Annotated in this window: 20 protein-coding genes and 1 pseudogene; 19 read left to right on the top strand and 2 right to left on the bottom strand. The window is 51.9% G+C overall.

Annotated elements, in window-relative coordinates:
* From rnpM to C7E10_RS01945, 9 genes are all read left to right on the top strand, one after another.
* Positions 1-273 carry an RNase P modulator RnpM gene (gene rnpM / locus C7E10_RS01985; RefSeq protein ID WP_105325706.1) on the top strand — a complete coding sequence of 91 codons (273 nt, stop codon included), beginning with the start codon at positions 1-3 and terminating at the stop codon, positions 271-273.
* Entirely contained in the window at positions 260-553 is a 294-nt protein-coding gene (locus C7E10_RS01980; RefSeq protein WP_105325705.1) for a L7Ae/L30e/S12e/Gadd45 family ribosomal protein, read from the top strand. The genes rnpM and C7E10_RS01980 overlap by 14 nt, the downstream gene beginning before the upstream one ends.
* Positions 554-571: 18 nt before the next feature.
* The gene (gene infB / locus C7E10_RS01975; protein ID WP_105325704.1) at positions 572-3,181 is read left to right on the top strand and encodes a translation initiation factor IF-2; all 2,610 of its coding nucleotides are present in this window, start codon (positions 572-574) and stop codon (positions 3,179-3,181) included.
* Positions 3,182-3,190: 9 nt separating this feature from the next.
* Positions 3,191-3,550 carry a 30S ribosome-binding factor RbfA gene (rbfA, locus tag C7E10_RS01970; protein WP_105325703.1) on the top strand — a complete coding sequence of 120 codons (360 nt, stop codon included), beginning with the start codon at positions 3,191-3,193 and terminating at the stop codon, positions 3,548-3,550.
* Positions 3,543-4,499, top strand: a complete 957-nt coding sequence (locus tag C7E10_RS01965) for a DHH family phosphoesterase (protein WP_105325702.1) — start codon at positions 3,543-3,545, stop codon at positions 4,497-4,499. Before rbfA ends, C7E10_RS01965 begins: the two co-directional genes overlap by 8 nt.
* Positions 4,499-5,386, top strand: a complete 888-nt coding sequence (gene truB, locus C7E10_RS01960) for a tRNA pseudouridine(55) synthase TruB (protein WP_105325701.1) — start codon at positions 4,499-4,501, stop codon at positions 5,384-5,386. The genes C7E10_RS01965 and truB overlap by 1 nt, the downstream gene beginning before the upstream one ends.
* Before the next feature lie 2 nt (positions 5,387-5,388).
* The gene (locus C7E10_RS01955; protein WP_105325700.1) at positions 5,389-6,309 is read left to right on the top strand and encodes a bifunctional riboflavin kinase/FAD synthetase; all 921 of its coding nucleotides are present in this window, start codon (positions 5,389-5,391) and stop codon (positions 6,307-6,309) included.
* Positions 6,310-6,498: 189 nt separating this feature from the next.
* On the top strand, positions 6,499-6,765 hold the full coding sequence (gene rpsO, locus C7E10_RS01950; RefSeq protein WP_105325699.1) for a 30S ribosomal protein S15: 267 nt from the start codon (positions 6,499-6,501) through the stop codon (positions 6,763-6,765).
* A gap of 243 nt (positions 6,766-7,008) precedes the next feature.
* On the top strand, positions 7,009-7,818 hold the full coding sequence (locus C7E10_RS01945; protein WP_105325698.1) for a hypothetical protein: 810 nt from the start codon (positions 7,009-7,011) through the stop codon (positions 7,816-7,818).
* A 700-nt stretch (positions 7,819-8,518) separates the two neighbouring features.
* On the opposite strand, the gene C7E10_RS01940 is transcribed toward C7E10_RS01945, so the two are convergent.
* Positions 8,519-9,265, bottom strand: coding sequence for a LytR/AlgR family response regulator transcription factor (locus tag C7E10_RS01940; RefSeq protein ID WP_160101778.1), 747 nt, complete (start codon positions 9,263-9,265; stop codon positions 8,519-8,521).
* A 453-nt stretch (positions 9,266-9,718) separates the two neighbouring features.
* Positions 9,719-10,780, bottom strand: a pseudogene (locus C7E10_RS01935) (IS30 family transposase); the annotation flags it as partial.
* A gap of 401 nt (positions 10,781-11,181) precedes the next feature.
* Between C7E10_RS01935 and C7E10_RS01930 the strand changes: the two are divergent.
* From C7E10_RS01930 to C7E10_RS01885, 10 genes are all read left to right on the top strand, one after another.
* Complete coding sequence (locus C7E10_RS01930) at positions 11,182-16,221, top strand: autotransporter outer membrane beta-barrel domain-containing protein (protein WP_146109033.1); 5,040 nt, start codon at positions 11,182-11,184, stop codon at positions 16,219-16,221.
* Positions 16,222-16,459: 238 nt separating this feature from the next.
* Positions 16,460-17,104 carry a GTP pyrophosphokinase gene (locus C7E10_RS01925; RefSeq protein WP_199614484.1) on the top strand — a complete coding sequence of 215 codons (645 nt, stop codon included), beginning with the start codon at positions 16,460-16,462 and terminating at the stop codon, positions 17,102-17,104.
* Entirely contained in the window at positions 17,101-17,784 is a 684-nt protein-coding gene (locus C7E10_RS01920; RefSeq protein WP_105325695.1) for a response regulator transcription factor, read from the top strand. The genes C7E10_RS01925 and C7E10_RS01920 overlap by 4 nt, the downstream gene beginning before the upstream one ends.
* 12 nt (positions 17,785-17,796) lie before the next feature.
* Positions 17,797-19,071, top strand: coding sequence for a sensor histidine kinase (locus tag C7E10_RS01915; RefSeq protein WP_105325694.1), 1,275 nt, complete (start codon positions 17,797-17,799; stop codon positions 19,069-19,071).
* 105 nt (positions 19,072-19,176) lie between these two features.
* Positions 19,177-19,401 carry a preprotein translocase subunit SecG gene (gene secG / locus C7E10_RS01910; RefSeq protein WP_231086256.1) on the top strand — a complete coding sequence of 75 codons (225 nt, stop codon included), beginning with the start codon at positions 19,177-19,179 and terminating at the stop codon, positions 19,399-19,401.
* A gap of 102 nt (positions 19,402-19,503) precedes the next feature.
* A complete protein-coding gene (locus tag C7E10_RS01905) occupies positions 19,504-20,265 on the top strand; it encodes an alpha/beta hydrolase (protein ID WP_231086255.1) in 762 nt (253 codons plus the stop codon).
* Complete coding sequence (locus C7E10_RS01900; RefSeq protein WP_105325693.1) at positions 20,237-20,653, top strand: PaaI family thioesterase; 417 nt, start codon at positions 20,237-20,239, stop codon at positions 20,651-20,653. The genes C7E10_RS01905 and C7E10_RS01900 overlap by 29 nt, the downstream gene beginning before the upstream one ends.
* On the top strand, positions 20,646-23,096 hold the full coding sequence (gene rnr, locus C7E10_RS01895; RefSeq protein WP_105325692.1) for a ribonuclease R: 2,451 nt from the start codon (positions 20,646-20,648) through the stop codon (positions 23,094-23,096). The genes C7E10_RS01900 and rnr overlap by 8 nt, the downstream gene beginning before the upstream one ends.
* A complete protein-coding gene (gene smpB / locus C7E10_RS01890) occupies positions 23,047-23,511 on the top strand; it encodes an SsrA-binding protein SmpB (RefSeq protein ID WP_105325691.1) in 465 nt (154 codons plus the stop codon). Before rnr ends, smpB begins: the two co-directional genes overlap by 50 nt.
* A 147-nt stretch (positions 23,512-23,658) precedes the next feature.
* Entirely contained in the window at positions 23,659-24,033 is a 375-nt protein-coding gene (locus tag C7E10_RS01885; RefSeq protein ID WP_105325690.1) for a desulfoferrodoxin family protein, read from the top strand.
* Positions 24,034-24,111: the final 78 nt, after the last annotated feature.

Below are 24,111 nucleotides of genomic sequence, written 5' to 3'. Positions count from 1 at the left end.
ATGAAAATGAAGAAGATTCCGCAGCGGACCTGTATCGGCTGCGGACAGGTGAAAGATAAAAAAGAACTGATCCGGATCGTCCGCTCCCCGGAGGGAGCGGTGAGCCTGGACCGTTCTGGGAAAAAGCCGGGCAGGGGCGCCTATGTGTGCCCTGAGGCTGCCTGCATTACCAAGGCCATCCAGAGCAAAAGTCTGGAAAAGGCTTTGCAGGTGAAAATCAGCCCGGAAATGAAAGATACCTTGTTGGTGGAGCTGTCACATGAAAAGCACTGAGCAGATTTGCTTCGCCTTGGGATTGGCACAGAAGGCTGGGAAACTGGTATCCGGCGATCAGGGCATCTCGGACGGCCTGAAAAAGGGGAAGGTCCGTTATGTGCTGATTGCCGCTGATACCTCCCCCCGTTCCAGGGAAAAACTGGAATTTGGATGCCAAAGCAGCCACGTCCCCTATGGAAATGGGCCGGATATGGCCACCTTGGGGGCTGCAATTGGTAAGTCTCCCCGGGCCGCTGTGGCCATTCTGGACAGCCACTTTTTGAAACTGATGTTATAGCAGCATGGAGGTGTGCGGATGGCAAAATATAGAATATACGAGATTGCTAAAGAACTGAACACGGATAGTAAAAAAGTCATGAACTTCTTATCGGAGCATAAGATTACCGTGAAAAGTCAATTGAGCTCCGTAGAAGAGGATGTACATTCATTGATCATTAATAATTTGAAAGACCACGCTGCCAAAACGGCAGCCCCGAAACCCGCAGAAAAGAGTGCAGCTCCGGTAAAACCGGCTGCTGTAAGACCCGCCCAGAACCCGAGACCGGCCGCTCCCGCCGCTGAAGTCAAGCGGGATGCGTCCACCGTGGACCGGGGAAACCGTCAGGACCACCATAACAACAACCGTCCTGCCGGCTCCCAAAACCGCAGTGACGGAAACCGGGGCGGTTTCCGCAACAATGACCGGAATAACGACCGCTCCCACAGCGATCGTACGGGTGCACCCCGCCAGCATACGGCTGGGGGCAATCGGGATAACCGTCCGGGCCAAAATAATGGCTCCCGTCCCAGCAATGGTTCCCGTTTTAACGACCGTCAGGGCAGCAATGGCCATACTGGCGGCAATAACCGGGGCTTCCAAAAGAACGACCGGGAGGGCGGTTACAACAAGAACGGCAATAACCAGCACCGGAAACCGGGCAATGGTCCCAAGGATCATGCAGCTAAACCGGCAGCTCCGGTGGGAATGAACAGTGCCCATGCCGGCAAGGAAATGGGCAAACGGAATTCCAACTTCCATCAACACGAGAAAAAGGATAAGATTAAGGGTTCGTACGCGACCCGGGAAAACCGGCCTACGCGCAGCGCCGATCATATGATGCATAACCATAAACATAAAAACAACAACAATAATAATGCGCCGAAGAAAGCCGCTGAAGTGGTAAGACCTACCAGTATTGAAGTAGGGGAAAGCATCAGCGTGAAAGAATTTGCCGCCCAATTGGGCCGCGAAGCCAGCGAAATTATCAAGAAGCTGTTTATGCTGGGCAAGATGGTAACCATCAACCAGGAAATCGACCATGAAACGGCTGAACTGGTTGCCCTGGACTACAATTGCGAAGTAAAGGAACCGCCGCCTGAGGCCGATCCTACGGAAGTGCCCGAAGTGGAGGACGATCCGGCTCTGCGGGTACCCAGACCGCCTGTTGTAACGGTTATGGGCCACGTTGACCACGGCAAGACTTCCCTTTTGGATGCCATCCGGAAAACCAACGTAACGGCACGGGAAGCCGGCGGTATTACCCAGCACATCGGTGCTTACCGGGTAATCTGCCAGGGCCGTCCTATTGTCTTCCTGGATACGCCGGGCCACGAAGCCTTTACAGCTATGCGTGCCAGAGGCGCCCAGGTAACGGATATTGCCGTTCTGGTAGTGGCTGCCGACGATGGTGTGATGCCCCAGACCCTGGAAGCCATCAACCACGCCAAAGCTGCCAAGGTGCCCATTATTGTGGCCATCAACAAAATCGATAAAGAAGGGGCTAACCCGGAATTCGTTATGCAGCAGCTGTCCGAGCACGGGCTGATTCCTGAAGCCTGGGGCGGCGACACCATTATGGTTCCCGTTTCTGCCCGTCAGAAGACCGGTATTTCCGATATTCTGGAAATGATTCTGCTGGTAGCTGATATGCTGGAACTGAAGGCCAACCCCAAACTGCCGGCTCACGGTACTGTGATCGAAGCCAAACTGGATAAGGGCAGAGGCCCTGTAGCCACTGTGCTGATTGACCGGGGCACCCTGCATATTGGGGACTGCATCCTGGCCGGCACTACCTACGGCAAGGTCCGGGCCATGGTCAACGACCGGGGCGAAAAGGTAAAGAAAGCACTGCCTTCCACCCCTGTAGAAGTACTGGGCCTTAATGATGTGCCTGCCGCCGGTGATATCATGGATGCCACTGATGAGCATACTGCCAGAAGCGTTGCAGAAAAACGTCTGGCCAAAATGAAGATGGAAGAACAAAAGCAGGCCAAAGTATCCCTGGACGATATCTTCAACCGGATTCAGGAAGGGGAACTGAAGGAACTGAACATTGTAGTCAAGGCAGACGTACAGGGCACCATCCAGGCTTTGGAACACGCCCTGGGCAACATCAAGAACAGCGAAGTGAAGGTGGTTGTGGTGCACTCCGGCGTGGGTGCCATCAACGAATCCGACGTTATGCTGGCTTCTGCTGCCAACGCCCTGATTATCGGCTTCAACGTCCGTCCGGATGCCAACGCCCGGAAGGCCGCCGATACCGAAAAGGTGGATATCCGCACCTACCGCGTCATCTACGATGCCGTCAACGATGTGGAAGCTGCCATCAAGGGTATGCTGGCACCGAAATTCAAAGAAAAGATTATCGGCCATGTGGAAATCCGTCAGGTAATCCCCATCAACAAGGTTCTGATTGCCGGTGCCTATGTAAAGGACGGCAAGATTACCCGCAGTTCCAAGGTTCGCCTGGTTCGGGATGGCATTGTCATCCACGAAGGGGAACTGGACTCCCTGCGCCGGTTCAAAGATGATGTGAAAGAAGTGGCAGCCAACTTCGAATGCGGGCTGACTCTGGCCGACTACCGGGATATCAAAGTAGGCGATCAGCTGGAAGTTTACGTAATGGAAGAAGTTGCCCCTGAATAAGGAGAAACTATGACCAAACTGCGTGCAGAAAAATTGCAGGCTTTGATTCAGCATGAACTAAGCAATATGCTGATTCATGATGTAAAAGATCCCCGAGTGAAGTTTGTGACCATCACCGGGGTGGAAGTAAGCAACGATTTAAGCTATGCCAAGGTGTATGTGAGCCTGTACGGCAGCCAGGAACAGCAGGAGCAGGCCTGGACGGGCCTGCAGCGTGCTGTGGGCTTTTTCCGCAGTGAAATTGCCAAACGCATTGACCTTAGGGTGGCACCCCAGATCAGCTTCCATAAGGACACGTCCATGGAATACAGTGCCCATATTGAATCCCTGATTCGGGACCTGAAAAAGGAAGAAGGCAAGCATGAGTAAAGAAGTGGATTATCGCGGTGCCTGGCAGCTGATGATGGGGGCGAATACCCTGGCATTGGTCAGTCATGTGGGCCCTGACGGTGATACGCTGGGGTCGGCACTGGGGCTCTGTCACGCTCTCCGGGAAGCCGGCAAAAAGGTGATTCTTCTGGTGGACGACCAGCTGCCCCGGCTGTACCATTTCCTGCCGGGCCTAACGGACTATCAGCACCCGAAGGCGGAGGAAAAGCTTGCCTGTGACCTGACGGTAGTGGTGGATGCCAGCTCCAAGGACAGAATGGGTGCTGCAGAGCAGTGCCTTTCCGCACCTATCTTGAATATTGACCATCATATTTCCAATACCCATTATGCAGATACCCTGCTCCTGGATACCCAGGCCGCAGCCACCGGGGAAATCATGTACCGGATGCTCCAGGCCAATCAGGTACCCATTTCGGAAAAGACGGCAGTGTGCCTGTATACGGCCATTGTTACCGACTGCGGGTATTTCAAATATGCCAATACCACTCCCAGCTGTATGCGTGCAGCAGCGGACCTGGTGGAAATCGGCGTGGACCCCAACGAGATTTCTGACCTTTTGGAAATGAAATCCCGGGAGTCCGTGGAACTGTTGGGCAAGGTACTGCCCGGCATGACCTTCTACGCCGATAACCGGATTGCCACCCTGGAAGTGCCCCACGAGCTGTACAACAAGAACGTTTCCACGGAAAGCTTCATCTACTATCCCCGTTACATTGATGGGGTAGAGGTGGCCGTGATGTTTAAGGCTGTGGAAAAGAATCAGGTACGGGTCAGCATGCGCTCCAAGCATGTGGACGTCAGCAAGGTAGCCCTGCTGTTTAACGGCGGCGGCCATGCTAAAGCCGCAGGCTGCACCGTGGGTGCCAGCCTGGAAGACGCCAAAAAGCAGGTGGTGGAAGCGCTGGAAAAGGCGCTGGAGGAATTGTAATGGATGGGATTTTCAACGTACTCAAACCCCCGGGGATGACCAGCCACGATGTGGTGGGCGCGATGCGGAAAATCCTCAACATGAAGAAAATTGGCCATGGGGGAACCCTGGATCCCTCGGCGGCTGGGGTGCTGCCGGTATTTACTGGCCAGGCTACCCGGTTTTTGGAATACGCCAGCCATGAGGAAAAGACCTATCGGGCCGAAATGACCTTCGGGTTTCAGACGGATACGGGGGATACGGAAGGCAAAATCATTGCCGAAAGTCCTGTACTGCGCCTAACGGAAGAAGAAATCGACCGGGCCCTGGAATCCTTTTTGGGGGACGGCTTTCAGATTCCGCCCATGTATTCGGCCATTAGTGTAAAAGGGACCAAGCTGTACAAGCTGGCCCGGCAGGGCATCGAAATCAAACGGGAGCCCCGGCCCATTACCATCCGGCAGCTGCGTCGGGTGGCCTACACCGGCCGGACCCTGGTGTTTGACGTGACTTGCTCCAAGGGAACCTTTATCCGGACCTTGACGGAAGACCTGGCGGATAAGCTGGGGATGAAGGGAACCATGAGTTTCCTCCTCCGCCGGCAGGCCGGGGTATTTACCCTGGAAGACGCCCATACCCTGGAAGAAATTGCAGAAGCTCCGGCTCGGTACTGCCTGGATGTGGACTGCGTGCTGGCTCAGTTTCCCCGGGTAGAGGTCAACGCCCTGCAAGGGCGGCGGATTGCCCAGGGAGTGGCTACTACGGTGCCCCATGCAAAACCCTACGAAGGGCAGCTGGTACAGGTGTTTACCGGGGAGGGCCTTTTGGTGGGCCTGGCCAAGGTCAAGGACCAAAGGCTGTACGCCCATAAAATTATCCGCATTCCGGAAGTACAGGACAGGGAATAGTTATGAAGCTGATTGAGAATCTTAGCGAACTGAAAAAAATGACGCCGGTTCCTTCGGCAGCGGCCCTGGGCACCTTTGACGGGGTCCATTTGGGCCACCAGGAAGTCATAGCGGCCACCGGCCGTTATGCCAAGGCCTATGGGCTAAAGCTGATGGTTTTTACCTTCAGTACCCATCCCATGGCCAGCCTGATGCCGGAATTGGAACCCCAGCGGCTTTTGGACAACCGTTCGAAAATCCAGATTATGCAGAGCCTGGGTGTGGATATCCTGGTAAACCTGCCTTTTACCCCTGAGCTGGCCCAAATCAGCGCAGAAGACTTTTTGCAGCTGCTGACGGCCGCCGGGGTCAAGGCCGTGGGCATTGGGGACAATTTCAGCTTTGGGGCCGGCGGCAAGGGTAATGCCCAATACCTGCGGGCTCAGCACGAAAAGTATGGGCTTACCGTGCTTGCCCGGCCGCTCCTGACCCTGGACGGGCAGATTGTCAGCAGCACCAATATCCGCCGGGCCATTAACCGGGGCGACCTGGACCTGGCCAATAAGATGCTGGGACGGCCCTACGAAATCCGGGGCAAGGTTATCCACGGTGAGGGCAGGGGGCGGCTGCTGGGCTATCCTACGGCCAACGTCCAGCTCCTGGGCCGGAACATCGCCATGCCTAAGAGCGGCGTGTACGCCGGGCAGGTAGTGGTGGAAAAGAACCTCTACGGCTCCATGATCAATGTGGGGGATAATCCCACCTTTACCGATGCAGATTTCCGGCTGGAAGCCTACCTGTTTGCCTTTTCCGGCGATTTGTATGGGCAGGAAATCCGGGTACGGCTGCTGCATCGGATTCGGGAAGAACTTAAATTTGACTCCTTGGAAGCGCTGCTCAAGCAAATCCAGGAAGATGAAAAAACAGTCCGGAACTTCCTCTAAGGAACCGGGCTGTTTTGTTTTTACAAGAAAAATCTTGGCAAATGACCGGATTTGCCTGGTCATTTGGACCAATCTATGATATACTTTCTCAGTGCCTAAAGGGCCAAGAAACTAAACCTTAGCGTTGCTGTGCGACACTCCGACGCCGGCTACAGCTATGGCTTTTCCATGACTAAGGAGGAAAAAACTATGTTAACACCTGCAAGAAAGAAAGAACTGATCGAAACCTACCGCATCAACGAAGCTGATACCGGATCTCCGGAAGTTCAGATTGCCATCCTGACTGAACGGATCACCTATTTGACTGAACATCTGAAGGCCAACAAGAAGGACCATCATTCTCGCCGTGGTCTGCTGAAAATGGTTGGTCAACGTCGTGGCCTGCTGAACTACCTGATGAAGAAAAACATCGAAAGATACAGAAGCATCGTTGAAAGACTGGGCCTGCGTAAATAATCGCAGCTCTGGACTGGCAATACGCTTAGGCAAAGGGATTTTCCGCTTTTGGCGGGAAATCCCTTTTTCGATTATGGGCAAGAATGCGTTTGGGGGCTGCCGGGCCCGCAAGACCGCAAGAGTTTCTTCAGCTTCAGCGGCTTGCAGGACTTTTCTGTTTTCCCATGCTTTAATTGTCCTTTGCTTTATTTTTTATTAGAATTCAGATATGAACAAGTCTGAATTTCCAGCGGAGGTAGGAGAATGGATAAAGAGAAAGCGTATTTCGTCCTGGTTTCGGAGAAGCCTTCCGTGCACGGGAAACCCGGAGCTATTGTGGAACAGACCTTAAAGCTGGCGGCTAGCGGCCTTGCCAGTCTTGTCACCCGCACGGCCCGGCAGAGAAAAACAGGAAGAAGTTATCATGAAGCAAAGCTGGCGAACATTGGGGAAGAGAAGGCAGAGCTGCTTCTTTCTCTCACAGACCGGGTAAAACAGAAAAAAGAAAGGATTGCGGGAACTGGTTCCTATAGGCTGATACGGTATGAGGAGGCCGCGGGAGCTGCGGTTGTTGTTGGGCAGCAGACGGGCGTTTATGTGGATTTCCCCGGCACTGGGAAAGTGGATTTGACGGAAATGTACCAGCGGGTTCTTCCCTTTGACGATATCTGGGCTTTTGGCAGGTGCCAACAGCTTCCTAAGCGGAACGGGAAGAAACGGATGCACCAATTTGCGGCAAAGTGGGTCAAGTTGCTCCTTCAGAGGGAAAAGGACCCGGAAAAATTTTGGCTTCAGTTTGACAAACTGGGCGATGCCTGCTCGAAGCTTGGCTTCCGTATGGACTCGGGGACTGGATTTGTCAAACGCTATCCAGAATGTGCAGCCATGAGAAGTGAGGCTTTTGCGAAAGTGCTTCCCACGGTCATTGATATCGAACTCCTGGGGTCCGCCATCTATTCCCTGTGGCGGTATAAAACCCATTGGGAGTCCTTTGATGGCAGCGTTTCTTGGTCAGAAAACAGTCAACAGTGTTTTCTCCTGCTTTTTCAGCGTTTGGAAGAACTGACGAAATAGGCAGGGAAACAGACCTGAAGTGGCTGCACAGCGTCTTGCACTGGGCGCTGCTGTTCAATGTATTTTGGAGGAATATTGGCGCAGCAAAAAGGGGGTGTGAAATAATGAAACTTCTATCGTCGCCTTCGGCGACACTTCCTACACGCTTTACGGTCGCATCCAAATGTCAATGCAGTTCCCCGAGGACATTTGGTATTATGCGACCTATGTGATAGCCGTCCGTGAGCCGAACCCGCAGGGTGAAGGGGAACGGAACACGGCGAACCACTCAGGAAGCATTCTATGCCGATACTGGTCAAGTTCTAGAGGGTAATAGAAGTAGAAATTTATCTACATGCCATAGATTCCTTTCCTATACCCGTTTTGCACATGACTCGCATAGGCCTAAGACCAGCCCCTGAGCGGTTCGCTGCTAGCTGCGCAGCTGCGTCCTCCGGACTTGCTTTGCAGGCAGCTATCGCATGGGCCTTATTGACCAAACATCCATAGGAAAACTTGTGGATGTTTGGATGCGGCCGCAAAGCGTTGTAGGGGCTGGCAGTCCGTAGGACTGACTGAGGAAGTTTATTAGATACTGTTATAAAAAACAGAAAACGGCTTGCGAACTTTTTTGAGTTCGCAAGCCGTTTTTTTCGGGGATAAGTATTATTTCACACCACCTTTTCATTGCAGGGACAGCACAAGCTGGTCCCTATTCTCATTAGGGGCGGAGCAGGGCTTCAATTTTGTCAGCGATTTCTTTATAACGGTTTTTGGAGATATCCAATTCCACCTTGTTTTTCAAAACGGCCTTATACCGCTTAAAAGTTTCAATCTGATGCACGTTGACCAGGAAGCTCTTATGGATTCTGACAAACTGGTGCCGGCACAGCCAGCGCTCCATGGATTTCATGGTTGCGCTTTTAGGGTAGGACTTTTTTCTGGTATGCACCAGAACCTGGGGGCCCTTAGCCTCTACATATAAAATTTTATCAATGCCCAAATCAAAGCGGCTTTCTTCACAGACCATGGGAAACCGGTAGTGCTGGTCATACAGAGTATTTCGCATCAGGTTGTCCATCAGCTTATACAGAACCTCTGGAATAACGGGTTTGGGCAGAAAATATTGCTGATTGGGCAGGGTTTTCTTGCCAGAGAAACAATTTTTGTCTTTGGATGTAAACATAATGGGGACAGTTTTGTCCAGCTCACGTAAAACGCGGCCGGCTTCCAGGTTATCGCGAAAGACATTTGCCGGATCCAGGATGATCAGTTCGTAACGTGTATTGCTTGTACACTTGACTAGGAGAGACCGCAAATCGGCAAACACAGAAATTTCTGGAATGTCGAAAGGGCTGGGCATGGCCTGGATACAGGCGATAATGTTTTCAGTACTGAGAGAATCTTCGTCGCAAATAGCTATGCGAAACATAGGATGTGCCTCCAATCTGGATAATTTCGTATACAAAATACAATGTATACGGTTGATGAACATCGATAGTATAGCATATCAACGGTAAATAATGCAACTAAAAAATAGATTATTTTGAATTGCAAAAATAAACATAATTATTTACTGCTAAAAGTGGAACCAAACTTGGGATAATTATTGATAAGAATCGTAAAAAACATAACATAAACGTATTTAAAATACTACAAGAACAAGAATATGTTACAAACTATTCACGGTGAATTGGCACTGTTGCTGAATGAAAAACAGCTTTCAAATAAACTTGGTAAATTGCAAGTTGAATTTGAACAACTATAATCAAGAAACACACTCAATAGCATAAACTTCATCGAGGAATGCATCAAATAGCTCTGACGGCGTATGGTAGCCCAAAACACGACGTGGGCGCTGGTTCAGCGTATCTGCCATGTTCAGGATATCCTCATCAGAGAACCGCTCTACGGNACACTCAATAGCATAAACTTCATCGAGGAATGCATCAAATAGCTCTGACGGCGTATGGTAGCCCAAAACACGACGTGGGCGCTGGTTCAGCGTATCTGCCATGTTCAGGATATCCTCATCAGAGAACCGCTCTACGGACATGCCCTTTGGGATGAAATCCCTCAGCAAGCCATTGTGGCGTTCGTTTTGAGCCCGTTCCCACGAGCTGTACGAATGTGTAAAGTACATCTTGGTGCCGAGACTCTCGAACTGTGACAAGTTCTCAAACTCAGGACCGTTATCGGCCGTCATCGTCTTAAAAATCTGGCTGAAGCGCTCTGCGCCATATAGCTCCTGCAACTGTGCAAGAGCGGATTCAACGCCGGCACAGGTACGTCCAGGAATGCGGATGGCGATGTAGTTGCGCGTAACCTTTTCAACAGCAGTGAAGACTACTGCCTCACGGCCTGCACGCTGACCAACGACCGTGTCCACTTCCCAGTGGCCAATTTCGGTACCTTCATTGACGACGGCAGGACGTTCCTCAATGGAGCGACCCTTCATACGCTTGTTCTTACGTACCCATTTCCGACGGTGTTTATGCTTTAAGGCTCGCGGGACTTCGAAGAGCGACAGCGGAAGCTTATTAGCCCAAAGCATGTTGTAAAGCGTCTTGGTACAGGGAATCTGTTCCGGCGTAAATAGCTTGTTCCGCCTAGCATAGCCAACGCAGGCATCCAGTGACCAACGTTCCTGGCGGACTTGTTCTACCATCCATTGGATGAACGATTCGCAGTCGTCATGATCGATTTTGCAAGTCTTCCTGGAGTTCTTGCGATTCTTTGCGTATGCCTTCTGACCGCGCTTTGCCATATACTGTGGGGCACGACCGTGCTTGCTTTTTCGTTCCGGCGTTCCACGCCGAAGCTCATAGAAAACAGTCGTATGAGCACATCCTACTGCAGCAGCAATGTTGCGAAGGGAAAGCCCTTGACGATGCAGAGCTTGAATCATACCACGTTCTTCCAAAGAAAGATGGCGGCCGGGGATACGTACGTCCTCCATTGTGTTAGAATGGATGTGATCCATCGTGATTGCTCCTTTGTTGATGATTTCTCGCAAAACCATTTTAGCATGAGGCTTCACTATGGATTTTTATTTTTTGATTAACTGTTCAAGTTCATTTTACAACTGACCTTCAAATAAACTTGTTTTCTTCTGAAATAACGTTTGTATCCATTTATACAGTTGGCTGCGGCTAATAGTTGTGAAACTATTTTTATAAACGATTTCTTAGACTTTATAAACAAACAACGCTATAATATATTCGTAGAGATGTTTGAATAATAATAACATAAAACTTAATGTACTTAAAGGCCTTTGCCTGTTTGACGAAAGGGGGAAGCTGGCGGCTGCGGGAGGCGCTGGCACAAGTTATGGGGAAACACAAGCATCAGAAGGAAACCAGGAATGGACAACAGAAGCAATTATTGACAGTATTGGTGCTCACCAGCATTTTGGGACTGGGGGCGTATGTCCCCAGGGCTCAGGCGGAACCAATCACCATTAGCGGGGAAGATGTGAAGGCTGAGGAAGGGAACGAGTATGGGAGCGGCTTGAACACGGAAGAATCTATCAATTTATCAAATGGAGCCATTGGCAACAAGGATACCGGAACCGCTTCCGGTAACACCTTGCAGGTTACAGGAGGGACGGTAACGTCAGAAAATCCCGGTTCCAATATTTTTGGGGGCGTGATCATTCATGAGGACAATACTACAACCTCCACAGAAGATCAGGTAAATGGCAACACGGTGACCCTTGGCAGCACCACCCTGGGTTCTGGTGCCACAGAGTACGATGGGGTATCCATTTTTGGCGGCTATTTATATGACTATACAAAAGAGTATTTGGGCTCGGAGGAAGAGAATGAGAACCATTTAGTATCCACTGAGCAGTTTGACGTGTCCGGCAATACAGTGACGCTGGAAAAGGTCACTGTGCATGACGGAACTCCTGTTGCTGTGTATGGCGGAGCTGCCAATGTAAAGGGATATAGTGATTATTATGGCGTTTATCGTGATGAGGCAGGCAATTATACCGACTGGTCATATCTGTCTCCTCTAGATGTGACGGCCACAGCTGATGCCAGCAATAACCGCGTATACATTGGCACCAGTGCAGAGGCAGAGGCCAGCGGTACGCAGCCAGACTCCGAAAATCAGGGAACCTACACCGCGGTGATAGGGGGCTACTCCGGCAAAGGCACTACCTCGAACAACCAGGTGGTGGTCCGGAACAGCACGCTTACCCTGCTGGCTGCCGGCGGCTACACGGCAAAATTGGATGCCAATGAAAACCAGGTGACGCTGTCCGATATTACGGTGAGTGCCAAGACTGCAGACTACTATGATGACGAACTGGATCTGGTGGGCGGTTTCAGCCTGCATAATGGAGCTTGCTATAATACGTTGACCTTGACCCGGGTCAACGAAATAGAAAGTGACAGACATGTTGATGTGGCAGGGGGTTTGACAGGAGGAACGCTTTCCACCCAGGAAGAGGGGGATGCTTCCTATAATACGGTCTATATCACTGACAGCAGACTTGCCACGGCAGCAGGCGGCATTGCTGGCGATATGGAGGATGGACTGCTGGATTATTCACGTACCAGCTCCTTCCATATTTTTGACTTCCAACACAGTTTCCTTCCAGCCAGTGCCATTGGCAACAAGGTGTATATTAGAGAAACCTCATCCGGTGCTACCACTATCAGCGGAGGGGTTTACGGAGGCGCAGCCCACAAATATGCCAGCCAGAACGAAGTGCAGTTCCTCAGCGGGTATGCAGCTAAGGTGGGCGGTGGTTACGCTTATTATGACGCAAACGATAATACGGTTACCCTGGGAAAGGAAGATTATTCCACCCAGCCTGTCCTGGGCAATTCCCTACTGGGAGGCTTTTCTGAATATGGCAGTGCCGTGGGAAATAAGGTGACCGCTTATGGCGCGACCTTGGGAAACGAGGCAAGTCAGGATACATATGTTGATTTACTGGGCCTAAATGTATATGACCTTCCTGTAGGTGTATTGGCTGGGGGCTATAATCATCGCCATGTGTCGGAATCTGGTTTGGCAAGCGCTGCAGATTCCAATGAAGTGCAGATTTACCAAAGCACCATCAAGAACGGGATTACGGATATCTATGGCGGTTTGGGTACTACCAGTGCCAAGGACAACAAGGTAACTCTGGACAATACGGCAGTGACCCTGGGAAATTCCAGCATGTTTGGAGAGGCTGAAACTGGATCAGGGGGCTGGATCCTTGGCGGGGTAGCAAATGAAGGACCGGCCTCTGGAAACCAGGTGAGTATCAGCGGCCAGAAGACGGAGCTGCAAAATGCAGCGGCAATTGGCGGTGGACTTGCTTGGGCCTCGGGCGATGATTCAAACGATGCGGGCTGTGCAGACCAGAACCAGGTTTCCATTACGGGTGCCAAAGTAAGCTATACGACACAGGATTCGAATGAGGACGGAACTACGATTTTTGGCGGATTAGGGTTAGTCAGTGCTTCAAACAATTCTCTAGAATTGAATCAGGCAGCTGCTGACGGTGCTTATATGATTTGTGGTGGGTTAAGTGAAAAGGGAACGGTTGCAGCTAATGCTGTGAAACTAAATCAGAGTACGGTTTCAGGTCTTCGTTATTTATGGGGTGGTTATTCTCCCTATGGCCGTGTTTCTGAGAATAAGGTAACTTTTACTGCTTCTACCATTTCTGGCAATGCCTCGTATATCGTTGGTGCATATGGCGTAGCTCCGTATAAAAATACAATGTCTATTGAAGACACCAAAATAGATAATCTGGCCGAAGTGCGTGGAGTTTATGGTACGGTTTATGAGGGAGACGATGATGCAGTTTATACAACTCTTACCCGTGAGAACCAGCTGAAGATTACCGGAAATAGTGAAATCACTTTTCTCCCAGTAAGCGGCACCAGTCTAATAGGGGCCGACGCAACGGGACTTGCCCAGGGCAACAGCCTTACGGTGGAAAATAGCAAGGTGTATAACCTGAGCGTATTGGAAGGGGTAAAAGCTGAGCAGAATGCTTCCGAGAACCAGCTGCAGTTGACGAATGCGGAAGTAAGTGGGTTAAGCTGCCTGATTGGCGTGCAGGCTATGGGCGAGGATACGGTAAGTGGGAAAGCAGTCGGTAATACTGCAGCTATTACAGGTGGTTCCCTTAGCTTCACCGATGGGGTCCTGGACTCTGATGGTGGTTATCCAAGCAAACCTACGCTGGCAGCAGCCTATGCAGGTGCTTCAGCCTATAAAAACAGCCTTGCACTTACGAATGTCAAGGTAAACGGAGCCCAGGAAATCTATGCAGGGGCTGGTGCCAACCAAGCTCTAGAGAATATCCTGAAGCTTCAGGATGCCACGATTTCCGGGGCTTCGGTTATCGCAGGCGGGAAATCCAACGGTACAACCTATTATCGGACGTACGATACGTTTTATCAGTTAAAACTTCTAAGCAATCCCGGCGCTTATGCCAACCAAGTGGCCATCAGCGGCGGCAACGTCACGGCAGACGCCATTTATGGCGGGTATTTGACCACCATTGCCACGTCAGACGACCTGCTGAAGGATTCCTCTTGTCCGATGTATGACAACCAGGTAACGCTTGGCAGCGGGGTGACTGCAGGAAACGTCTATGGCGCCTATAGCCCGCTGCGCAGTTACGCACAACGCAATACGGTGACCGTTGAGGGCGGCACAATCCAGAAGAATCTGGTGGGCGGTCAAACCACAGGAGGAATTGCTTCTGGCAACATCCTGAATATCAAGGGCGGTACTATTGGTACCACGATTGCTGCGGACGAAGAAGAGAACCCCCTTATGAGCGGGAACCTGATTGCTGCCGGGGTGAACGAGGAGGGCCCGGCTACAGACAACACGGTGAACATTACCGGCGGCCTACTGGGCTCCATGATGAGCCTCTACGGCGGCTATAGCACCACCGAGAGCACCGGCAACACCCTGAATCTTTCCACCAAGGGCAATACAGTTAAGAACCTGGGTTATTTCCAGAACCTGAATTTCTACGTGCCGGCGGATGCCAAGGCCGGGGATACCATGCTGGAAGTGACGGATACTGCGGATGTCCATGGGGCAGCCATTAACGCCGGGGTGGAGGATACCACCCAGCTGAATCCGGGTGAAGTGATCAACCTGATCCACGACGCCAACAACGAAATCAACACCACAGGTACCAGCTACGCCATGATGGACGGTAAGGATATCGTCACCGACGCAGCCTTCCTCCAGCGCAAGGTCTACATTAAGCCCCAGGACGCCAATACCATCGTTCTCTACGTGCCCATCGACAGCCAACCCATCCTGCACCCGGATACGGAGGTTATCGCCGACGGCCAAGCCAATGCTGCCAGCACGGTAGCCAACGGCTCCGACGCAGCCGTCACCGATGGCCTCCAGGCAGCTCTAACCGCCTGGGCCGAAAGCCATGAGGCGGCCCGGCTCCGGGATGATGACCATAACGTTATGGATATGCTGGGCACTCCCTATATTTCTTCCCCTGCCGGCATGAGCCTGAGACAGGGACCCGTTATGGCAGCTGCTTCTCCTCTTGACGCCGCAGATGCCAAGAACGCGAATGTGACCCTTAGTGCAGAAGAAATTGCCCAAAGGAAAGAACGGGAAGTGGAGGCCAAGTTTACCCCCTATGTCATGCTGGGCGGCCACAACCTCCGCTATAACAGCAGTTCCACGGTGGATACCAATGGGTTCAATGGTGAATTGGGCTTCGTAAAGCGGGTTTTTAAGAAAGACTACGCCGACACCATTATGCCTTTCATCGAATACGGTACCGGAAACTATACCAGCTATAAGAACGGCACCCGGGGCGACGGCAGTCAGCGGTATGTAGGCGCTGGTATCCTGCTCCGCAGAGACCAGGTCAACGGCGTCCACTACGAAGGCCTGGTACGGGCCGGCCGCCTAAACGGTGACTATGCTGGACGCATTGCCGGCTACCGTACCACCTATAACTCTGGGGCTGGTTATATTGCTGCCCACGCCGGTCTGGGGCGGATTTACCGTCAGGCTACCAACGACTATAATGTCTACGGCAAATTCTTCTATTCCCATTTGGGCGGTGACAGCGTGACTCTGCACAGCAGTTTGGGCAGCGCTGACTACGATTTGGATGGGGTGGATTCCATCTGGACCCGTTTGGGCTTTAGATGGACCAAACACCTGGACGAAGCTACCACCACCTTCTATGCAGGCCTTGGCTGGGATTACGAATTTGACGGCAAAGCCACGGCACGGTACAGAGACTACACCACCCCCGACGCCAGCATGAAAGGCTCCAGCGAATTCCTGGAGCTCGGCTGGCAGAGCAAAGTGACCAAAGAGAATCCCTGGGGCGCCGACGTACGCGTTACGGGCTGGCACGGGGTAAAGCAGGGCTTCACATATGGAGTAACGATTACAAGACGTATGTAAATGTGAACTAAGGTGAAAAAAGCATTTCTCCAGATCAGACAGGTTCTGGAGAAATGCTTTTTTGTGTGAAATCTGGGGAATGGGTGGGGACCTGAACGTTAGTGTTGAAGAAACCAAACGCCCCTTGACGCTTCCTCTTCCCACACACGGATTTTTCATTTTTCCTTCATGGCAAATATGTTACAATAGTAAAAGAATAGGTTACGGTTTGTACCCCTGAAGGAGGAAACGAAAGGTGATCACAGCAAGTGGAGATGCCTACGGGGACTGGCTTCCTGTCCTGGAAACGGTCCAGACGGACTTGGTCCACCAGATTGAAAAGTATAACCAAGTGGAAAAGCAGCGCAGCGGAGAGATGGCCTATGAGCACCTGATCTACCGGATCAAAAGCGTGGACAGTATGGAAGAAAAATGCCGGCGGAAAGGGCTGCCGGTGAATGCGCATTCTGCCCTGGTGGAGCTTCGGGATGCCATTGGGCTCCGGATTGTGTGCCGCTTTTTGCACGATATCAAGTTAAATATTGACTACATCAAGCAGATTCCTGGCTGCAAGGTGATCCAGGAAAAGGATTATATCCACAATGTAAAACCCAATGGATACCGGTCCTACCATATGATTCTGGAATTGGAGGAGCCGTTCCGGGATGTGGACGGCAACCAGCCTGGGAAGTTTTATGCGGAAATCCAGCTGCGCACCATTGCCATGGATTCCTGGGCCAGCCTGGAACACCAGATGAAATACAAGCATCACATTAAAAATGCAGCCCTGATTGGACAAGAACTGAAGCGCTGCGCGGATGAACTGGCGGCCTGCGACCTGGCCATGCAGACCATCCGGAACCTGCTTCAGGAAGAACCGGAAGGAGAGGAAGAAAACCAGTGAGCAAAATCTTATTGGCAGAAGACGAGAAGGCCATGTCCATGGCGGTCCAGGCCATTTTGACCCATCAGGGTCATGAGGTGGATTTGGCGGCCAACGGACAGGAAGCAGTGGACAAGGCCAGCAAAAATTTATACGATTGCATGGTTTTTGATATTATGATGCCGGTAAAAGATGGCATTACGGCCCTGGAGGAAATCCGGGCCACGGGGGATACCACCCCGGTAATTATGCTGACGGCCAAGGCGGAAGTGGACGACAAGATTCTGGGCCTGGATGCCGGGGCAGATGATTATCTGACGAAACCCTTTGCTATGGGCGAACTGCTGGCCCGGATCCGTTCTTTGACCCGCCGCCAGAGTGAATTCAATCCGGAAAAACTAACTGCTGGGTCCGTGACCCTAAACTGCGGGGAAGGGGAACTGTCCAGCCGCAGTGCGGTCCGGCTGTCACCCAAGGAAACCCAGCTGATGCGGTACCTGATGGTCCATGCGGGAAAGCCCTGTCCCACCCAGCAGCTGCTGGAGCACGTGTGGCAAGAAGAAAAGCAGGAAGATCCGGGGATTGTGTGGATCTACATTTCCTATCTGCGGGAAAAACTGAAGGCCATTGGGGGCAATTTGGAAATTGACGGAAGTCAGGGCGGCTCCTTTACCCTGAAACCCGTGTCCCAGGCCAGCTAAGGAGGTGCTGCAATGAATATGGTGCACCGGCTGCGGCGGAAATTCATTCTCATGGCGCTGATTGCCGTGGTGATTATCCTGACAGGAGCTCTGGGCCTCATCAACGTCATCAGCTATATGAAGATGGAATCAGAAGTGACCACCCTCCTGAACGTCATTGCCCAAAACGGCGGTATGATGCCGGCCCACCAGATTCCGCTGCCTTCGGAAAGCTGGAGCAGCTGGCTCAATGACCCGGAATGGTACAACAATACCCCGGAATTTGCCCACCAGACCCGATATTTCAGCGCCTTTGTGGATGAAACCAACGGCAAGGTCACCCAGCTGAACCTGACCAACATTTCTGCCTTTGACCAGCAGGAAGCCCTGGAAGTCATTGACAAGGTGCTGGAGAACCAACAAAAGCAGGGCGTGTTTAAAAAAGAACGGGCCAGCTATGCCTTTTTGGTTTCCCCCCAGCCTGGCGGGGACTATATGGTAGTAGTGATGGACTGCACCCGGGATGTGGCTGCGGTGGAAGCCTTTATGCGCTACTCGGTGCGCTTTGGGCTTATCTGCGTGCTGCTGTACATCTTGGTGCTGAGCTTTTTGTGCAATTTTGCCATTCAGCCCTTTGTGGAAAATATGGAGAACCAAAAGCGGTTTATCACCAATGCCGGGCATGAGCTAAAAACCCCCATTGCCATTATTTCTGCCAATGCAGAGGCCATGGAACTGCTCAACGGGAAAAGCCAGTGGACGGACAACATCCTGATGCAGGTCAAGCGGCTGACCCGGCTGATCAACGAGCTGATCATGCTGGCCAAAATGGGGGAAAAGAGCCAGTCCAGTTTGACCCTGAAAGATGTGGACGTGTCCGCCCTTTTTACAGATGCAGTGAAGGCCTTTTCGCCCCTGGTGGAAGGGGAAAAGAAAAAGCTGGTGCTGGATATCCCCCCGGATATTCGGGCCCTCTCAGAGGAAAAATATCTCTATGAGGTGTTCACCATTCTCATGGACAACGCGGCCAAGTACTGTGATGATGAGGGGACCATTTGGGCTGTGCTGACCCGAAACGGCAAGCATGGCTTTAAGGCCGCTGTTTCCAACAGTTACAAGGAAGGAGAAGGGGTGGACTACAACCATTTCTTCGAGCGGTTCTACCGGGGAGACGAGTCCCATAATTCCAAGAAGGCCGGCTACGGCATTGGGCTTTCCATGGCAGAAGAAGTGATGAATCTGTTGGGCGGCCAACTGAAGGTGACCTTTGACAAGGGCGTCATTACCTTCACGGTGCAATTCTCCTAACGAGAAGCTTTTTTAGGTAAAGCTTGGGTAAATGTGCCGGGAATGGTTGTCACTGGTGCTCCTTTATGTTACAATAATACAATCTAGAGTGTGGAGGGAATACCTGTGGCTTTAAATATTTTGATGGTACTGGATGTCATCGTCAGCGTTCTTATGATGATTTCTATTTTATTGCAGTCTGGGAAAAGTGCAGGTTTCAGCGGCCTGGGCGGCGGCGAATCCCTGTTTGGCGGCAAACCGACAGACATGGACGAAGCACTGTCCCGTTTTACAGTAGGTCTGGGTTTGGCTTTTGCCATTATCAATGTGGTCATTGCCCGTATCCAGTAATTTACGGCGACTGAATTTGTATATGAGAGCGCACTGTGGCATTGCCTTTTGCAGGTAATGCCCTTTTTGCGTACCAAAATAGGGAACGGGAGGTGTGGCGGCATGGTGATGCCCGGAGCAGAAAGCTACTACTGGGAAGGAAATAACCAGCGGGCCGTACTTTTGGTCCATGGGTTTACCGGAACCCCTGCGGAGCTGCGGGAACTGGGAGAGACCCTGCACCAGCACGGCTATACGGTGTATGGCCTGCGGCTGGCCGGCCATGGTACGGATCCCCGGGAGCTGACAAAAGTAACGTATCCGGAGTGGCTGGACCAGGTGCGGGAAGCAGTAGAAAAGCTGAAGCACCAATGCCGGGAGGTAACGGTCATTGGACTGTCCATGGGCGGGCTTTTGGCTGTGTACGCCGGTACCCTGCCCCAGGTGGACCGGCTGGTGCTGATTTCCACCCCTATTTATCTCTACGACTGGCGCATCCACTTTTTGTGGCTGGCGGACCGGCAGAAGGCCTGGGCGTTGCCCAAGCACCCTCGGGAAATTGATGCCCCGGAACGGTACAATGTGGCCTATTCCTGTATGCCCCTTTTTGGCATTCACCAGCTGGAATGGCTGCTGCTCCTGTGCAAGGGGCGCTGGCTCCGGAAGGTCCAGGTGCCGCTGCTCATTATCCAGTCCCGCACGGACCACACGGTGCGGCCGGAGAGTGCCCGCTACCTGTATGCACACGTTTCTTCCCGGAAGAAAAAGCTGCTGTGGGTGCCCAAGGCCCGGCACGTAATGACCCTCTACAAGGGCCGGGAAAAAATTTATCAAAGCATTTTGCATTTTTTGGAGGATAAAAAATATGAATCTCGCAGATCGTGATACCCTGTGTTTTGGCTGCGGCAAGGACAACCCCATTGGCCTGCATATGCATTTCAAGGTGGACGAGGAAGGCTGCTATGCCAGCTTTGTTCCCCAGCCGGTGCACCAAAGCTATGATGGCCGGATGCATGGAGGCCTTATTTCCACGCTGCTGGACGAAACCATGGGGAATTACCCTTATTTATATGAACATCGGGTGGCCTATACGGCACGGCTGGAGGTGCGCTTCCGTCAGCCGGTTCTGATTGGGGAAAAAATCTCCATCATCACCAAAGTCAAGAAGCGCAAGGGCATTCTGCTGGAAATGACGGGGCAGGTGGTCCGGGAGGACGGGACCATTGCCGCCGAGGCTGATGCCAAGCTGATGTATGAGGAGAAGCATGAATAGAAAAGAACTGGAAGAACAAATTACTGCGTATATGACCGCCAACCCTGCCCCCCTGTCGGCGGACGACCTGCAAGGTGCCATTGCCCTTTCGGACAAGGATCAGGACCTGTATGAGGAGGTCATGAAGGACCTGGAAGAAAACGGGGTAATTGTACGCACCCGTTTTGATACCTTCGGGCTGCCTCAGGCTATGGGCCTGGTTACGGGCCGCTGCCAGGTTACCAGCAAGGGCTTTGGCTTTGTGGTGCCCCTGGTGAAAAATGGGGACCCGGACCTGTTTGTTCCGGCCAATTCCCTGTCCGGGGCCATGGACGGCGATACGGTCATGGCCCGGGTGTCCAAAAGCAGCTTTGACGGACGCCTGGAAGGGAAGGTTATCCGGATTTTGAAGCGGGCCCACCACAAGCTGGTAGGAACCTTCTCCAAGTCCAAGGAATTTGCCTTTGTAATTCCGGACAACAAACGGATTTCCCGGGATATCTATGTGCGCCGGAGAGATTTTAACGGTGCCAAGGATAAGGAAAAAGTAGTGGTGGAAATTACTACCTGGCCGGATGAACGTCGGAATGCTGAGGGTAAGATTGTAGAAATCCTGGGCAAGCAGGGGGACATCGGGCTGGAAATCCTGTCCATTATCAAGGACAACGACCTGCCCACGGAATTCCCAGCCAAGGTCCAGGAAGCCGCCCAGCAGGTGGAAAAGAAAATCAAACCCAAGGAAATTGAAAACCGGAAGGACCGCCGAGACTGGAGCATCATCACCATTGACGGGGTAGATGCCAAGGACCTGGATGACGCTGTGTACGTGGAAAAACAGGGGGACAACTACTTCCTGGGGGTCTACATTGCCGACGTCAGCTATTACGTTCATCCCCATACGGCCCTGGACAACGAAGCCTACGAGCGGGGTACCAGCGTATACCTGGTGGACCGGGTACTGCCCATGCTGCCGGTGGAACTTTCCAATGGCATTTGCAGCCTGAACGAAGGGGAAGACCGGCTGACCATGAGCTGCGAAATGCTCCTGGACGGGAAAACCGGTAAGCTTCTGAGCTATGAGATTGCCCCTGCGGTCATCAATTCCCTGCACCGGATGAACTACGATGATGTCCGGGATATTCTGGTGGAACAGGATCCTGAACTGCGGAAAAAGTACCAGGATATCGTTCCCATGCTGGAAACCATGGCAGAACTCAGCAAAGTACTCAAGAAGCGCCGGGAAAAACGGGGCTCCATCAACTTTGAGCTGCCGGAACAAAAGGTGATCCTGGACGAAAAGAAGCACCCCATTGAAATCAAGCAGCGGATCCGCTCCATTGCGGAAATGATGATTGAGGAATTCATGCTGGCGGCCAACGAAACGGTGGCTGCCCATATGGCCAAAAAGAAACGGCCTTTTATCTACCGGGTGCACGATGTGCCGGACCGGGACAAGATTACGGACCTGGCCAAGCTGATGAGCGTCTTTGGGGTCACCCTGAAAATTGACGAAGACGATATCAAACCCAAGACCTTGGCCAAGGCTTTGGAAAAGGTGGCAGGCAAGCCGGAAGAACGGCTGATTTCTACGGTAGCTCTCCGGAGCATGAAACAGGCCGTGTACCAGCCGGAAAACATTGGGCACTTTGGCCTGGCTGCTACCTACTATACCCACTTTACTTCGCCCATCCGCCGTTATCCGGACTTGATGGTGCACCGGCTGCTGCGGGAGCAGCTGTCCGGCAAGCGTCTGTCCCGGGAAGAAGCGGAAGAAAGAACGGCCAAGCTGGCGCTGATTTCCACCCATTGCTCCACCCGGGAGCGGGCGGCCATTGAAGCGGAACGCCAGACGGTAGATCTTAAAATGGCGGAATATATGCTCCAGTTTGTGGACCAGGAATTTGAAGGAACCATTTCCGGGGTTTCCTCCTTTGGCTTCTTTGTGGAATTGGCCAATGGGGTGGAAGGACTGGTGCATATTTCCAGTCTGACCGATGATTACTATGAATATCTGGAAGGGCAGTATGCCCTGATTGGTGAGCATTTGGGCCATCGGTACCGTTTGGGGGATACTGTAAAGATTCAGGTGCTCCAGGTGAACGTGGCCGAACGGAAAATCGACTTTGTACTGGCCGGGATGCCGGAATACCAGCTGTCCCGGATGCGTCAGGACCTGACCCGGCAGAGCAAGAAGAAGGAAAAACGCCAGACCGGCGGTGCGCTGGATAAGAAGGACCTGATTGCCGGAGAGGCTCCCGCCGGAGACAAGAAGCACAAGAGAAAGAGAAGACGCAAGAAGAAGGGCGGCAATGCAGCCCAGGGTCAAAATACGTCCAATAGCCCCACCAGTACCAAGGCCCCGCTAGAGCAGGGTAAATCCACCAACGGCGGCAGAAGAAGACGGAGGAATCGACATGGAAAAAACGGTGAAGGTCATAGCCGAAAACAGAAAAGCAAGGCATGATTACAATATCCACGAGACCTATGAAACAGGCATTGTCCTGACCGGCACAGAGGTGAAATCCCTGCGCCAGGGGAAAGCCAATCTGAAGGACGCTTACGCGGCCATTACCAAAACCTGCGAGGTCTATTTGTATAATCTGCATATTAGCCCCTATGACCACGGGAACATCTTTAACCATGAACCCCTGCGGGACCGGAAGCTGCTCATGCACAAGCGGGAAATCCAAAAGCTCATTGGCAAGACCAAGGAAAGAGGGTTTACCTTGGTCCCCCTGCAGCTGTACTTTTCCCATGGCCTGGTGAAATGCAAGCTGGCCCTGGCTACCGGTAAAAAAATCTATGACAAGCGCCGGGACATGGCGGAGCGGGCTGCCAAGCGGGATATTGACCGGGCCATGAAGGATCGGAACCGGTAATATATAGTTGTGTATAAATAAGAACATTTATTAAGAAATAGAAATCTGTGGTAAAAACCTTCATTTTGTGTTACTATATAGGTAACATCAATAGATGTTGAAGACAGACATTCAATTGGTTATGGTTATCTATGAGGAGGCTTTATTATGGAACCTAAATTCTTTAAATGTGCCCATTGTGGTCAAATCATTACTTTGGTAAAAGCTACCGGTGTTCCCGTAATCTGCTGCGGCGAAAAAATGGGTGAATTGGTCCCCAATACGGTTGACGCTGCCAAAGAAAAACACGTACCTGTTTATGAAGTGAAGGACGGCGTAGTGAATGTTACCGTTGGCTCTGTGGAACATCCTATGACTGCAGAACATTATATTGAATTCATCGTTTTGGCCACCAAGAATGGCGTACAAAGAAAAGACCTGAAACCGGGCGATGCTCCGAAAGCAGCTTTTGCTCTGGTAGCAGGGGATGAAGTCGAAGGCGTTTACGCTTACTGCAACCTGCATGGTCTGTGGAAAGCCTAAGACCGTGTAATTGGAGAAGCTGTGCAAAAAGGAAATCCATTTTGCACAGCTTCTTTTTTCAGCAGAGCAGCAGTCTGC

Origin of the sequence: Acidaminococcus hominis (genome assembly GCF_900291475.1) — a bacterium.
Lineage (GTDB): Bacteria > Bacillota > Negativicutes > Acidaminococcales > Acidaminococcaceae > Acidaminococcus > Acidaminococcus hominis.
Note: the sequence above shows the minus strand (reverse complement) of the source record. Positions and strands in the feature narration are given on the sequence as shown.